Raw genomic sequence first — 13,988 nt, 5'->3', positions numbered from 1 at the left:
ACGATTTATTTCTTCTACTTTCTTTAGCAAAATCATTGTGTTAGCCAAATCACATTACAGCTAATTTGTTCAATCAATCATGGTATTTATAAGTGCTTACTTACGGATACATAGCGATTTGCTATAATGGCTAAAAGCCGATGAATAAACGCGGCAAACTTTTATTTATTAACATTTAGCACCATCGTGCTCACTGTTTTGGTCACCCTATTATGCGTATACGTAAACTGTTTAAATTCGAAAATGCTCACATTGTTCGCAACTGTAGCTCTGAGCGTTGCAAGCACTCAATTCATGGTCACAGCTATCAGATTGAGCTTATTTTAGAGGCTAATCGTTTAGATCATGGGCAAATGGTTTATGATTTTGGGCTGCTAAAATCTTCGATCAAAGACATTATCGACAGCTTTGACCATGCGATTTGTTTTTGGAACAAAGACGATCCTGAGTATGTTGCAGCGTGTAAAAAATTCAGCGCGCGCTGGATAAGTCTGCCAGTATCTCCATCGGCAGAACAGTTCTCACGTGTGATATTTTTCTGGGCGCAAGAAATACTGCGCCAGACGCAGATGCAAAATGGCGAAGCAGATGTTAGTGTTTATTCAGTGATTGCTCATGAGACGACGACAGGCTACGCGCAGTGTTTCGCTGACGATGTGACAAACGAGCAAATGGGTAAGCTGGTCTTAGAGGACTTTGAATTTAGTGAGCAAGTTCGTACTGAATGGACTGACTCTGATCTGTATGCCAAGCTGATTCGCGGTGAAAGCTTTACTAATCCAACGGTGACGATGCAAGTACAGGCAGGTTCAGACTAATGCATAACGACCAATCAATCAAAAATAATTGCACTGTGCAAACGCTGATACTGAACTCTGAGCAAGATACCCAGTCATTGGCTAAGCAATTAGCAGCATTGCCACTAGCGGGTGGTGTATGGCTGGCAGGGGACTTGGGCGCTGGCAAAACCACCTTAACTCGCTATTGGTTACAGGCGCTTGGTCATACCGGTGCCGTAAAAAGTCCCACCTACACGTTGGTTGAGCCTTATAGTGTTGAGCAAAATAACGGTACAACCAAGCCTGTGTATCATGCAGACCTATATCGTCTTCAAGATCCAGAAGAGCTTTCTTTTATTGGGTTTGATGAATATCTAGATGAGCCTGAAGCGCTCGTTATTATCGAATGGGCAAGCCGTGCTGATGGCTATCTACCATTGCCAGCTTTATATATCGATATGACTCAAGACGAAAGCGATGATACCGATAATGATGCCCGCCAAGTGATACTGCAATTATCGAACACAGGACAAGCACAAGGTATAGACTTAACAAACTTGAAAATCTAAACAATGCTTACCAATGCGCTTTAAACCCTCCAAAAACATGACAGTCAATAATGCCAGATAGCCATTTCTATACCCGTATCAAAAAACTATCACCGCTGCTCATTAACCAACTAGCAGCAGGTGAGGTCGTGACGCGTCCAGCCGCAGTAGTCAAAGAGCTGCTTGAAAACGCCATTGATGCAGGTGCGACCAATATTGACGTGAGTATCACCCAAGGTGGTATGGGTACGATAGAAGTGGTAGATAATGGCACAGGTATACATCCTGACGATATGGTCATGGCTATCACGCGTCATGCTACTAGCAAAGTCGCTGATGTTGCCAACTTGCACGGTATCACGACGCTGGGTTTCCGCGGCGAAGCGTTAGCGGCGATGGCTGCTGTCTCTCGTTTAAGTTTGACGAGCAGCCATGATGATAGTGGCATTGGTCGCCAATTACAGGTCGCTGGTGTGCTGGATGATACGCCAAAACTGACGCCAGTCGTGCATAATCGTGGTACAACCATTGTAGTAAAAGATCTATACTTTAATGTGCCTGCACGCCGTGGTAACCTGAAATCTATTGCGACTGAGTTTGGTCATATCGAGACGATTGTTCGCGAAGTTGCACTAGCACGAGCTGATGTTGCCTTAACACTATGTCATGATAATAAAAAACGGCTATCGCTCTCTGCAAGCACCCACAGTAGTAGTGACAATAAACGTTTGCCACTATCGCGTCTAGAGCAAGCCACTGGTATGGCGCTGACGGATGATGCACTCAACATATCGATAGATTTATCGAGCCTTATACAACAGCCCATAGCGTACGATAATATGGTGACAAGCCAAGCCTCGATTAGCGGTTGGCTGTGGCCGATGCATCATGAGCAAACGGCCTTACCGAAGCTGATCTATGTGAATGGGAGATTGGTAAAAGAGGCCTTGATTAGTAACCAGATGCGTCAACTGGCTCAGAGTGCCCAGCTGGCAGGTGTGGGTTACGCGCTTTATTTTGAATTACCAACCCAGTGGTTAAATATCAATGTTCATCCATCGAAACAGCGTATCAAAATAAGCCCACTTAACAACATCATGGCGCATTTGAGCCATACGATCCGCACTCAGTTGAAAACGATTGAGACGGTCAAGACCACATCTACGCCGATGGTTGATACTGCTGAAGAGGTTTGCTCAGAGCTACCAGATGGTAATGCTTTGATGGGTGGCTCACTTACAGGTCGCTCGTCTGAAATGTTCACATCGAGTACGCAGCCTACAGATACTCACAGACGTCGCCCGCAAGTACAGTCTGTTAGGCAGTCCTATCAGTCAGATCCAACAAGATCAAACCCAATAGAAACATCCTCTCAAAAATCAACACATTCTCACATTAGTGATTCAACAGATCAAAATAATAGTGACGCTCCACATTATTCTGCTGAAATGAAACTGCGCGCATTTTCATTACCAGTTTGCTTAGATATCGTGACTGGTTTGGGTAACGTGGTAACCGCTACGTCTATTAACTCGAACATAGATGACAGTACATTGCCTTGGTTGCTATTCTACAACCAAGGTCAATGTCTATTAGTAAGTGTCAAAGACTGGCAGTCCAAGGTGAATCAATTATTTGAATCGCAATTATTCGATAGCAAAGCATTTAATCAAAATCAAATGCCAAACAGTGCTAGCGATATCAATCAACAACTCAATGAGCTCAACTCTCAAATGTCTGCACAGGACTCTATAATGTTTGAGACCGATCTCACTGAGATACTAAAAAATAGTTCGCTCAAAGTCATAGACAGCAGCCGTCTAGTAGCGTTGATGCTATCTTCAAAATCATAGCTGTTAAACTGAGCTTCACTTTTGCCACCCTCACTTGACTAAAGGCAACGCCATGCATTCCTCGTCTGATAACGTATCTCAAAACTTGCCGGATAACAGTGTAGTGTGTCTAATGGCACCAACCGCTAGCGGCAAAACAGCATTGGCATATGAGCTATACGATACGGGGCGTTATGAGCTGATTTCGGTAGACTCAGCACTCATATATCGTGACATGAACATTGGTACGGCCAAGCCAACAGCGGCTGAGCTGGCACGCTATCCTCATCATTTAGTTGACATCATTGACCCTACACAAAGCTATAGCGTTGCTGAATTTGTCACTGATGTGGCACGCCTTATTGATGAGTGTCATGAGCGCAAAAAGATACCGCTGTTGGTAGGTGGTACAATGATGTATTACATGGCATTACTCGATGGGTTATCTCCAGTGCCTGATAGTGATGATAGTGTACGTGCGCGCGTCGAACAATGGCGCCAGCAAGAGGGGATTTCGGCACTGTATGACTATCTGGGTAACATCGACCCGATAAGTTATGAGCGTTTGAACGCTACTGATACCCAGCGTATTACCCGCGCGATTGAAGTCTATTTGCAGACAAATAAGCCGATAAGTGAGTGGCAGCGTCAACCAAAACAAGCGCTGGCACATAATCCAGCTCAGCAGTGGTATGCGTTATCGGTTATGCCTGACCGTCCATGGCTGCACGCACGTATTGAACAACGTCTAGATATTATGTGGAATGATGGGCTAGTAACTGAGGTTATTGGCTTACTTGAGAAATATTCGTTGACACCTAACATGCCCTCGATGCGCTGCGTCGGCTATCGACAAGTATTAGAGTATTTGGTTCATATTGATCATGAGATATTTGATAAACCGCACTTAGATAAAGCTCAGTTTTATGACGCTTTTGAAGAGAATGATAGTCTAACCAGAGAAAACAAATCGCAATATAGCATGATGCAATCAACTGCTCAGTCAATGCCAACAACTCACGAGGCTGAGGCACTTGCTTGTCAGGAAATGCAAAATAAGGCATTATATGCTACGAGACAGCTGGCCAAGCGTCAGTACACATGGTTACGAAAAGTTATGCAGTTGCCTAATACTTCGTTAGATAACGCAGTAGGTTGTGACCCCACTACCGAACTTGTTGATAGTAATATAGTGTTGCAAACATTTGCTACAATGGCGCAAGCAAGAGATTACTTATACAAATAGATATATAAATATAATTTTTGACTGTTAATTTATTGTGCGCATATCATATGTACGATTGACTACTATAACGAATACCACGTATGTATAAGAAAGTAATCACCATTAGTTTCAAAAACTAGCATAGATAGCTGTTATACCTTGAATTGGCTGAAAATGGAGCAAGGCACAATGCTTCTTGCCAAGTTTCTACGCCACAAACCAGTAATAATTGACTTTTGTAGATAAAAATAATTAATGAAACAAGTAGTTACTTACTTATTTACAATAACAATGTATTCGCGATAAAGTGGAATCACTTAAGAGCAACCAATATTGATTTAGATACGTTTTACAAAGAAAAAATACCATTGTATCTACCTTTTAGCCATTATAATTAAATTGACACTTAGAATAATTGGCATCCAAAACATAACTATATAATATTTAGGAGAGATTTCATGTCAAAAGGACAAACTTTACAAGATCCATTCTTGAACTCACTGCGCAAAGATCGCATTCCTGTCTCTATTTTTTTGGTCAATGGCATTAAGTTGCAAGGTCAAATTGAATCATTCGATCAGTATGTTGTACTTCTAAAAAACACTGTCAGCCAAATGGTATATAAACACGCAATCTCAACAGTTGTACCTGCACGCAATCCACGTAGCAGTACAACGACAGGCTCTACTACACAACCTCAAAGTGCGGCACCAGCTGGCTATCAAGGCGGTGGGTTTGAACGTGGTAGCAATTCTGCTGGTGGGTTTGACGAACGCGGTTTTGCTTCTAACCGCAGTGGGTTCAACCGCGGTGGTTTTAGCCAAGGTCAAGAACGTGGGTTTGAACGTGGTAGCTTTGGTCAAGGTCAGGAACGCGGTTTTGAGCGCGGCGGCTTTGGTCAGGATCGTGGCTTTGATGCATCAACAGACAATACAGGCTTTGAAAACAAGCCAGATGATGGATCAAATGACAGCAACAGCTAAATAGCTATATGATCTTAGTGTGCTGCATAAAATACACTATCAAGCTATGATGTATCCATTGAAGACCTGCTACGATAGTGGGTTTTTTTTATATCAACAGGTTCATGGCTGTTAGGAAAGCTATTAGACTGTGACAGTATTATAAATCTTGTAGACCATTATTAATATGAAGCAGAGTATAGTAAAATACTATACTGATTCACCATAAAAATAGAGCAGATTCATGAGTGATACTAAAAATAATTTGACCCATGAGCAATTCATTACTACTGCTATCGAAGCGATCAATACCGAGATATCCGCATTGGCGTTACTGATAGAGCAGATCGATGATCGGTTTGCACAAGCATGCGATATTATTTTGGCTTGCCAGGGTCGCGTTGTAGTCACTGGCATGGGTAAGTCAGGATTGATTGGACGCAAAATAGCAGCGACTTTTGCATCGACGGGTACGCCTTCTTTTTTCATGCATCCTGGTGAAGCGGGGCATGGCGATTTGGGTATGCTCGTAAAAGGTGATGTGCTGCTTGCTATTTCAAACTCTGGTGAGTCTGATGAGATCAAAATGCTTTTGCCAGTGGTCAAGCACCTTGACATACCTCTAATCAGTATCAGTCGTGATAAACGCGGTATGTTACCACGAGCCGCTGATATTGTGTTGACGCTTGGTCAATCACAGGAAGCTTGTCCGCTTAACCTTGCACCTACGTCGAGTACGACCGCTACCTTAGCACTTGGCGATGCTCTAGCGGTCGCTTTGGTACATGCGCGAAATTTCACTTCTGAGGACTTTGCACTGTCGCATCCAGCTGGTGCCCTAGGTCGTCAGCTATTGACGCGCGTCGAAGACTTGATGCACACCAAATCAGAAGACCTACCGCTGATCGATCAGCAAGCACCATTACAGCAAGCGCTATTTACGATGTCTGCTGGACGATTAGGTATGACAGTAGTGACTGATGACAGTGATAAAGTTGTTGGCGTATTCACTGATGGTGATTTACGCCGCGGGTTAGAAAAAGGCATTGATCTACAAACACCTATGCATGAAGTGATGGTCAGCAACCCACGCCGTGCTAACAAAAGCATGCGTGCATCGGATGCTTTGAGCGTCATGAATGAAAACGGTATCAGTCAATTACTGATTATCGATGATGAAGACCATCTAGAAGCAATTATTACCGTACATGATTTATTACAAGCTGGTGTTAAATAATACTATCGATCGTCGATAATGTGACAAGATAAAATACTCAGTAACACAGCCGTCAGGATGAGAAAAATAATGCAAGACTTAATAAAAAAAGCTGGACAAGTAAAGCTATTGGTTATGGATGTCGATGGGATTTTATCCAACGGTCAAATCATCTATGATGCTAATGGTATCGAGACCAAAGCATTTTCGGTGCATGATGGCGTAGGTGTTAAGTCTCTCGCGCGTTATGGTATTTTGACCGCTATTATTACTGGTCGTAGTAGTGCGATGGTAAATAAACGAGCTGCAGAGATGGGTGTTAACCATGTGGTACAAGGACGTGATGACAAGCTCATTGCATTAAACGAGCTGTTATCGTCTCTAGATCCTGAACTTAACATTACTGCTGACGACTGTGCTTATATGGGTGATGATTTACCAGATATCAAAGCGATGCAGACAGTGGGATTTGCTGCGACAGTGCCAAACGCGCATGCAGAGGTCATTAAGCGTAGCGATATGGTGACCACTAGAGCGGGTGGTACTGGCGCAGTACGTGAGATATGTGACCTCATCTTAAAAGGACATGGACATTATCAAGACTTTATCGCGAGCTATACGCTTGATGAAGCTCAAACTCAGGATAAACAGTCGTGAATACACGTGTTTTAATTGTACTAGCATTAATCATTGCAGGCATTGCTGGTTGGTTTTTTCAGCAGCAGGGCGACGTAACGCCGCCAGTCAATATTGAAACGACAGATGTCGATTATGAAGCCACTGACATCAAAGCAGTCCAAACGAATGATGAAGGCGAAACTGAGTATGAGCTTACTGCTGAGTCTTTAACTCATAATCCTGAAACCGATCAAGATGAGATGTCAGGTATCACGATGAATTGGGAGCCATCAACAGAACAGCGCTATCGTATTCAAGCGGGCACTGCCGCTATCAGTCAACAGACAGGGGAGTTAAGCCTGTCAGGTGGTTTTACATTGGTGAGCGAAGGGAATAAAGACGCATCCGATATCGAGCCGATAAAAGTGACGGGGACTACGCTAAAAGGCAATACAAAGTCAGGTCAAGTCTACAGTGAAGAACCCGTCCAAATCGAACAAGGCATGAACCGCTTTGAAGCGTCTAGTATGACAGCCAATCTTGAAACAGGTGAGTATGAATTTGGTCAAGTCGCGGTCGCTTTTATGCCAGCTGATCGTCAAGATAAAGCATTGTTTTAACCCATAACCTTTTTATCCATTGTGTGAAAATAGCAGCTAGCATGACGTTTGCAATTTCTATCACGAATTATGAAATGAGCCATTATATGAAATCTAAATTTTTGCCTGCTTTACGTGCATCATCACGCTGCTTACACAACTTACGTACCGTGCCAGTAGTTATGCTATTAGCGCTACCGTTATATAGTCATGCATTGCCATCAGATGCCAATCAACAAATAAAATTGCTAGCGGATAAGGCTACTTATAGCGAGCGTACTGGTGTCACCAGTTATTCAGGTAATGTCATCATTACTCAGGGTACATTTAAGATGACTGCTGATAACATCACTGTCAATCTCTCTCAGCAACGTAGTATCAACTCAGCGGTAGCAACAGGTCGTCCAGCCACTATGCAGCAAGTGGTCACGCAAGAAAAAGGACTGGCCAAAGGTCAAGCCAATAAGATTGATTACAATGCAGTATCCGGCATCATCACGCTAACGGGAAATGCTAAGCTGGTACAGAATGGGGCAAGTTTTGCTGGTAATGTGATTCGTTATAGCCTAAAAGCTGGCGATGTCGAAGCAACTGCTGGTGGTAATCAACGAGTAGAGCTCGTGTTTCCGCCTAACAACAATACTAGCCAAAGCGGTGTACGCTAGTCTATGCCAGTATGGTCGTAAGATTAAAATATGAGCAGCTAAACAAGGCTTTGGCAGTGCTTGAATTTTGTGAAAGTAAGAGTGAGCTATGAGCGATAATAAAAATACAAACCCTTCAGCATTGAATACCAATACGGCACCTGTCGCTCGATTGACGATGCAAAACTTAGGCAAACGTTATGGTAAACGCTGGGTCGTCAAAGACGTCTCGTTTTCTGTTGAGCAGGGCCAAGTTGTCGGGCTATTAGGTCCCAATGGGGCAGGTAAAACCACCAGTTTTTATATGGTAGTCGGATTGGTCAATATGGATAAGGGCCGCGTCACTCTAGGGAAAATGGACTTATCCAAATATGCTATGCATGAGCGTGCTCGTGCTGGCATTGGATATTTGCCTCAAGAAGCATCGATATTTCGCAAGCTCTCTATCGAAGACAACATATTAGCCATCCTGCAAACTCGTACAGCGTTAAGTAAAGCTGAGCAGCAGCAGGAGCTTGAAAAACTGATTGGTGAGTTCCATTTAGAACATGTACGTACATCGCTGGGGATGAGCGTATCAGGCGGTGAGCGTCGCCGCTGTGAGATTGCTCGTGCACTGGCAGCTGATCCTAAGTTTATCTTATTGGATGAGCCGTTTGCAGGTGTAGATCCTATTTCTGTCGGTGACATCAAAGACGTTATCTTAACACTGAAAAACCGTGGTATCGGTGTTTTGATCACTGACCATAATGTTCGTGATACATTGGCCATCTGTGAAAAAGCTTATATTGTTTCAGAGGGTGCAATCATCGCCGAAGGAACATCATCTGAAGTATTGGATAATGATTTGGTAAAATCTGTCTACTTAGGTAAAGACTTCCAAGTATAGTCTAAAAACCTAATATTTTTTCTCATACTTATATCTCTACAGACTGCTGGCTCTAGTATTGTGGACTGACTCACAAAGCCAGTAGTAAGCACATTTCCTATAGCTATAATAGCAACCATAATACTTATACGTTGAATATCAACCCATCTGTAACACACAGCCGATAACGTCAATGGCTGCATACTCTATCTCTCTAACGCTTATCGAAACATATCGATACTTCATTGATTATTCTCGACTAACCACCTGAATAAGGCTCATTATTTATGGCAAAAAATAAAAGCAGTTATGTCTGTCAGGAGTGCGGTGCGCATTTTGGTAAATGGGCAGGGCAGTGTACAGATTGCGGCGAATGGAATAGTTTGGTTGAAGCCCCAAATGTCAGCATGCCGCATCATAATAAGAGTAGTGCTAAGTCTACGCCGAGTCGAGCCACACCTCGTAATACGGGTGCAGCAGCTGGTAACTACTCAGGTACTCATAGCGCAGTAATGCCGCTTAATGCAGTAAGCGTCACGTTAGACACGCGCTTGCCAACAGGCATCAGTGAGTTTGATCGAGTGCTTGGCGGTGGGTTGGTAGCTGGTTCTGTTGTGCTGATCGGTGGTGATCCCGGTATTGGTAAATCAACTATATTGTTGCAAACAGCAACCAATATGGCGCGTGCTGAATCACTAGCAGGGAGTGCACTATACGTCACAGGTGAGGAGTCACTTGCGCAGGTGGCTATGCGCGCTAAGCGCCTAGACCTACCTGCTGATAGGCTTCGCGTATTGGCAGAGACCAACGTGGAAACCATTTGTGCCGCTTTGACTCAAGAGCAGCCAGCCATCGCTATCATTGACTCTATTCAGACTATCTATACTGATGCCATCAACTCAGCACCAGGCGGTGTTAGCCAGATTAGAGAGTCTGCTGCTATCTTGACACGCTACGCAAAACAAACAGGTACTGCGCTATTTTTAGTCGGTCACGTGACCAAAGAAGGCACACTAGCAGGTCCACGTGTGCTTGAGCATATGGTTGATACGGTACTGTACTTTGAAGGTCAGTCTGACTCACGCTTTCGAATGATTCGTGCGGTCAAAAACCGCTTTGGCGCTGTAAATGAGCTAGGGATTTTTGGTATGACTGATATGGGGTTAAAAGAAGTTGCCAATCCGTCAGCTATATTTTTGAGTCGTTATGATAAGCCTGTTGCCGGATCTGTGGTCATGGTTAGCCGTGAAGGTACAAGGCCTTTGCTAGTAGAAGTACAGGCATTGGTTGATGACTCTCAAGGCTCACCCAGACGGATGGCATTAGGATTAGACTTTCAACGTTTGTCGATGCTACTAGCGGTTATGCATCGTCATGGCGGGATTCATACCAGTGGACAAGATGTCTATGTCAATGTGGTGGGCGGTGTCAAAGTTATAGAGACAGGGTCTGACTTAGCGGTGCTACTGGCATGCGCTTCAAGTATTAAAGAAAAACCGTTACCTTCGTCATTAGCGGTGTTTGGTGAAGTGGGTCTCTCTGGTGAAATTCGCCCAGTACCTAATGGTCAGGAACGTTTGAAAGAAGCGATGAAACATGGATTTAAGCATGCGATTATTCCAAAAGCCAATGCGCCTGCTAAAGGTGCGCCGCAGTTCAAAGGAATCAATGTGATTGCGGTTGAGCGTCTTGACGATGCTATCGAAAGCGCGTTTGAATTATAGCCAATGTTAAGAAGAACGATTGGCTTTATACACGATGATATCCCACCACAAAAAAGCGCCTAGCTTATGATGAACTAGGCGCTTTTATCTGTCTGATTTGTATAGAGCTGATTCAGCTAAGTAGCTAGATCATTGGCTCGAAACTAAGGTCCTGAAACGCGCTCAATCGCGACATTACCCACACCTTTACTCGTAATACCAAGTTTTTTGGCAGCACCGTAAGATAAGTCTAATACACGGTTGCCATGGAATGGACCACGATCATTAACTTTTACGACAACGCTTTTGCCATTGGTTTTGTTAGTAACCTTGACATAACAGTTCAATGGCAGTGAGCGATGCGCTGCTGTTAGCGCATTCATATCGAAGGTTTCACCACTGGCTGTTTTGCGACCATGAAACTTACGACCATACCAAGAAGCTAGGCCTGTTTGCTTGAACTTGCTCACTGAATTAGAAGCGACTGCTGTCAGACGTTCTAATACGTCTTCGTCATTGGTGACTTGGGTCGTATCGCTAGCCAATAAAGAGCTGCTAAGCGCTAGTGAGGTAGGCTGACGTGCTGATTTGACCAGACTTGATGCACCATCATGTTGACGGCTAAGCTCACCAAGTACACGATCGATATGGGAGGCGTTATCTTGCGTAATCATTGCAAGGGAGGTTTTAGCTTCTACAGCATTTACATTTGTAGCAACTGCAGATCCAGCGAATAACACTGCTGACATAGTAAGTAAACCAGATAAACGCTTATTCATAAATACCTCTATAGCTTATACATTAAAACCTAGCTCTAAATTTTTTAGATCGAAAATGATGATGTCAAATCATGCTAACCGTAACTCATTTTCTGAAGTCTTCGTATTAATGTGTCAGCTTACTGACGATTAATGATAAGACCTTTATAGGTTTTTATGTATGGTAATTTTCATTTTATGATCATAAGTAACGGTAAAAATTATCGATGTTACCTAGGTCATGCTCAAATGATAGTTAGTGATATTTATTAAATACTTATGTCTAAATTTAAAAGTAAATATCACTATACGTCGTATCTACAAAATGTCTGATATACCAACTTTCTAAAAGCGCTAAATTAATGAAGGGTTTAAATATGATTACGTGATGCTTTGTTGTTAAACCGTTAATTAAGTAGTGTATTTGAAAGCCTCAAATCGACAAGATGACAACTATACGGCCGGGCTACAACTAAAATATAATTAAATGCAAAGTTTGTTAGTAGCTATGTACTGGTTATGTATCGAAGTACAGTAAATGAGGTTAACGCAATTTTTTATAAAAAACAAGGAATAAAATATTTTAGCCTTAGTTTATAATCAAATAATGTTGGAAAAATATCTGCTTGCTAACCTATCTTATAAGTAATTAAATAACAACAGCTTATATAGCATGCGGAGTCGAATATAGAATATTCTGAGCACAAATTATGTCCTATTTGTTAAAAGTAACAAAATATTAATGACCGTGAAGCTATCAATATACTAGGGCTTTTTGTAGTAGAACACAAAGATGGAATGTACAGAATATAAAAGATTATATGGTATGCCTGTATGGATATTTCAAGAATTGAATGCTGGTTTATACCATATAAGCTATTGATTTATAGGATATTAAATTGATAACTACGACTGGTTAACCAGACTTGTGCGTATGAATGGACATAAGTAAACCAAATCCTGCCATCAAAGTCACAATAGCAGTACCACCATAACTAATAAAAGGTAGAGGGACACCAACGACAGGCAAAATACCGCCAACCATACCGACATTAACGAATATGTATACGAAAAAAGACATGGCGATAGCACCTGCCAATAGCCTGCTGTAGACATCAGGGTGAGTGAGCGCAATATAAAGGGCGCGTGTTAGTAGGCAAGAGTAAATAAACATGAGTAGCATGACGCCCATCAGACCGAACTCTTCAGAGAAGGCAGCGATAATAAAGTCAGTATGTCCCTCTGGTAAAAAATGCAAATGCGACTGTGTGCCTTCCAAGTAGCCTTTTCCCGTAAGACCACCTGAACCAATAGCGGTCTTTGACTGAATGATATTCCATCCGGCACCTTGTACGTCAGCCTCAGGATTGAGTAGGGTCAATACTCGCGTACGCTGATAATCATGCAATAAAAAATTCCATGCAAACGCAATAAAGGGTATCGCCAAAACAATAGCGGCAGAGATAAGGCGCCAAGAGAGCCCTGCTAAGAACAGCACAAAGATACCGCTGGCTGCTACCAATAATGATGTTCCAAGGTCCGGTTCTTTTGCAATCAATAGTACAGGAACGATAATAAGCGCCAAGGTAATGGCAATACTGGATGCTGAGGGTGGTAGATCACGTTTTGATAAAAACCAAGCACACATCATAGGCATACCAAGTTTCATGAATTCTGAGGGTTGCACACTGCCAAATCCAGGTATTCTGATCCATCGCTGGGCACCCATACGCACCTCACCGATGACATCTACTAGCACCAATAGTATAAGTCCTAGTACATAAAATACAGGCGTGAAGGTGCGATAGAGACTGGGCGGTATCTGAGCCATAATAAACATGATTATGAAAGCCACACCGTAACTCACCATCTGGCGTATGACCATACCCACATCCTGACTGGCCGCGCTATACAAAATCGTCAAGCCAATACAACAAACCGTTAGCAATAACAAGGTCAGCCACGGATCGATATGAATACGCTGCCACAGCGTCGGTGCATGACCCTGACCTAGGTGATGGCTTTGACGTGAAAAACGGTATTGAGGATTAGAAGACATAGGCAGAGTTTGACTAGTAATTAGGTAAGAGGGAGACGTCGTCTAAAATGTCTGATAAGACTGTGGTTTATCTATTTTAGTAGAAACTATAGAAAAAACAGTGAGTCGATTTTTAACATCTAGGCAATAAAGTCACGTAATTATAAAGATTATGAGGATAAGTGTTAATTACGAATA

At 42.8% G+C, this 13,988-nt stretch carries 13 protein-coding genes; 11 read left to right on the top strand and 2 right to left on the bottom strand.

Translation table 11 applies throughout. The features are described 5' to 3' along the window. The first annotated feature begins 212 nt into the window (after positions 1-212). The 11 genes from ACTXGL_RS13065 (at position 213) to radA (ending at position 11,015) form a co-directional block, all read left to right on the top strand. The gene (locus ACTXGL_RS13065; RefSeq protein ID WP_443527168.1) at positions 213-818 is read left to right on the top strand and encodes a 6-pyruvoyl trahydropterin synthase family protein; all 606 of its coding nucleotides are present in this window, start codon (positions 213-215) and stop codon (positions 816-818) included. Next, the gene (gene tsaE / locus ACTXGL_RS13060; RefSeq protein WP_443527167.1) at positions 818-1,348 is read left to right on the top strand and encodes a tRNA (adenosine(37)-N6)-threonylcarbamoyltransferase complex ATPase subunit type 1 TsaE; all 531 of its coding nucleotides are present in this window, start codon (positions 818-820) and stop codon (positions 1,346-1,348) included. The genes ACTXGL_RS13065 and tsaE overlap by 1 nt, the downstream gene beginning before the upstream one ends. A gap of 50 nt (positions 1,349-1,398) precedes the next feature. Then, the gene (mutL, locus tag ACTXGL_RS13055) at positions 1,399-3,180 is read left to right on the top strand and encodes a DNA mismatch repair endonuclease MutL (protein WP_443527166.1); all 1,782 of its coding nucleotides are present in this window, start codon (positions 1,399-1,401) and stop codon (positions 3,178-3,180) included. A gap of 52 nt (positions 3,181-3,232) precedes the next feature. After that, positions 3,233-4,405, top strand: a complete 1,173-nt coding sequence (miaA, locus tag ACTXGL_RS13050) for a tRNA (adenosine(37)-N6)-dimethylallyltransferase MiaA (protein ID WP_319051557.1) — start codon at positions 3,233-3,235, stop codon at positions 4,403-4,405. A 437-nt stretch (positions 4,406-4,842) separates the two neighbouring features. After that, the gene (gene hfq, locus ACTXGL_RS13045) at positions 4,843-5,367 is read left to right on the top strand and encodes an RNA chaperone Hfq (RefSeq protein ID WP_443527165.1); all 525 of its coding nucleotides are present in this window, start codon (positions 4,843-4,845) and stop codon (positions 5,365-5,367) included. Between the two features lie 223 nt (positions 5,368-5,590). Continuing rightward, positions 5,591-6,583 carry a KpsF/GutQ family sugar-phosphate isomerase gene (locus ACTXGL_RS13040; protein WP_443527164.1) on the top strand — a complete coding sequence of 331 codons (993 nt, stop codon included), beginning with the start codon at positions 5,591-5,593 and terminating at the stop codon, positions 6,581-6,583. Between the two features lie 69 nt (positions 6,584-6,652). Continuing rightward, on the top strand, positions 6,653-7,219 hold the full coding sequence (locus tag ACTXGL_RS13035) for a KdsC family phosphatase (protein WP_319051560.1): 567 nt from the start codon (positions 6,653-6,655) through the stop codon (positions 7,217-7,219). After that, positions 7,216-7,800, top strand: coding sequence for an LPS export ABC transporter periplasmic protein LptC (gene lptC / locus ACTXGL_RS13030; protein ID WP_443527163.1), 585 nt, complete (start codon positions 7,216-7,218; stop codon positions 7,798-7,800). Before ACTXGL_RS13035 ends, lptC begins: the two co-directional genes overlap by 4 nt. Positions 7,801-7,961: 161 nt before the next feature. After that, positions 7,962-8,444: a lipopolysaccharide transport periplasmic protein LptA gene (lptA, locus tag ACTXGL_RS13025; protein ID WP_319051574.1), complete on the top strand. Its 483-nt coding sequence runs from the start codon at positions 7,962-7,964 to the stop codon at positions 8,442-8,444. Between the two features lie 88 nt (positions 8,445-8,532). Next, positions 8,533-9,312: an LPS export ABC transporter ATP-binding protein gene (gene lptB, locus ACTXGL_RS13020; protein ID WP_443527162.1), complete on the top strand. Its 780-nt coding sequence runs from the start codon at positions 8,533-8,535 to the stop codon at positions 9,310-9,312. A gap of 266 nt (positions 9,313-9,578) precedes the next feature. Then, positions 9,579-11,015: a DNA repair protein RadA gene (gene radA / locus ACTXGL_RS13015; protein WP_443527161.1), complete on the top strand. Its 1,437-nt coding sequence runs from the start codon at positions 9,579-9,581 to the stop codon at positions 11,013-11,015. Between the two features lie 143 nt (positions 11,016-11,158). On the opposite strand, the gene ACTXGL_RS13010 is transcribed toward radA, so the two are convergent. Continuing rightward, entirely contained in the window at positions 11,159-11,773 is a 615-nt protein-coding gene (locus ACTXGL_RS13010; RefSeq protein ID WP_319051564.1) for a septal ring lytic transglycosylase RlpA family protein, read from the bottom strand. A gap of 895 nt (positions 11,774-12,668) precedes the next feature. After that, positions 12,669-13,811 carry a rod shape-determining protein RodA gene (gene rodA / locus ACTXGL_RS13005; protein WP_443527160.1) on the bottom strand — a complete coding sequence of 381 codons (1,143 nt, stop codon included), beginning with the start codon at positions 13,809-13,811 and terminating at the stop codon, positions 12,669-12,671. Between the last annotated feature and the right edge of the window lie 177 nt (positions 13,812-13,988).

The organism is Psychrobacter sp. T6-6 (genome assembly GCF_052258185.1).
GTDB lineage: Bacteria > Pseudomonadota > Gammaproteobacteria > Pseudomonadales > Moraxellaceae > Psychrobacter.
The sequence above is the reverse complement of the archived record's forward strand: the minus strand, read 5'-3'. Positions and strand labels throughout refer to the sequence as shown.

Coding starts and splice junctions, on each gene's coding strand:
- rodA (WP_443527160.1), bottom strand. CDS start 13,811: ATGTCTTCTAATCCTCAATACCGTTTTTCACGTCAAAGCCATCACCTA.
- radA (WP_443527161.1), top strand. CDS start 9,579: ATGGCAAAAAATAAAAGCAGTTATGTCTGTCAGGAGTGCGGTGCGCAT.
- miaA (WP_319051557.1), top strand. CDS start 3,233: ATGCATTCCTCGTCTGATAACGTATCTCAAAACTTGCCGGATAACAGT.
- ACTXGL_RS13035 (WP_319051560.1), top strand. CDS start 6,653: ATGCAAGACTTAATAAAAAAAGCTGGACAAGTAAAGCTATTGGTTATG.
- tsaE (WP_443527167.1), top strand. CDS start 818: ATGCATAACGACCAATCAATCAAAAATAATTGCACTGTGCAAACGCTG.
- ACTXGL_RS13065 (WP_443527168.1), top strand. CDS start 213: ATGCGTATACGTAAACTGTTTAAATTCGAAAATGCTCACATTGTTCGC.
- ACTXGL_RS13040 (WP_443527164.1), top strand. CDS start 5,591: ATGAGTGATACTAAAAATAATTTGACCCATGAGCAATTCATTACTACT.
- mutL (WP_443527166.1), top strand. CDS start 1,399: ATGCCAGATAGCCATTTCTATACCCGTATCAAAAAACTATCACCGCTG.
- lptB (WP_443527162.1), top strand. CDS start 8,533: ATGAGCGATAATAAAAATACAAACCCTTCAGCATTGAATACCAATACG.
- ACTXGL_RS13010 (WP_319051564.1), bottom strand. CDS start 11,773: ATGAATAAGCGTTTATCTGGTTTACTTACTATGTCAGCAGTGTTATTC.
- hfq (WP_443527165.1), top strand. CDS start 4,843: ATGTCAAAAGGACAAACTTTACAAGATCCATTCTTGAACTCACTGCGC.
- lptA (WP_319051574.1), top strand. CDS start 7,962: ATGCTATTAGCGCTACCGTTATATAGTCATGCATTGCCATCAGATGCC.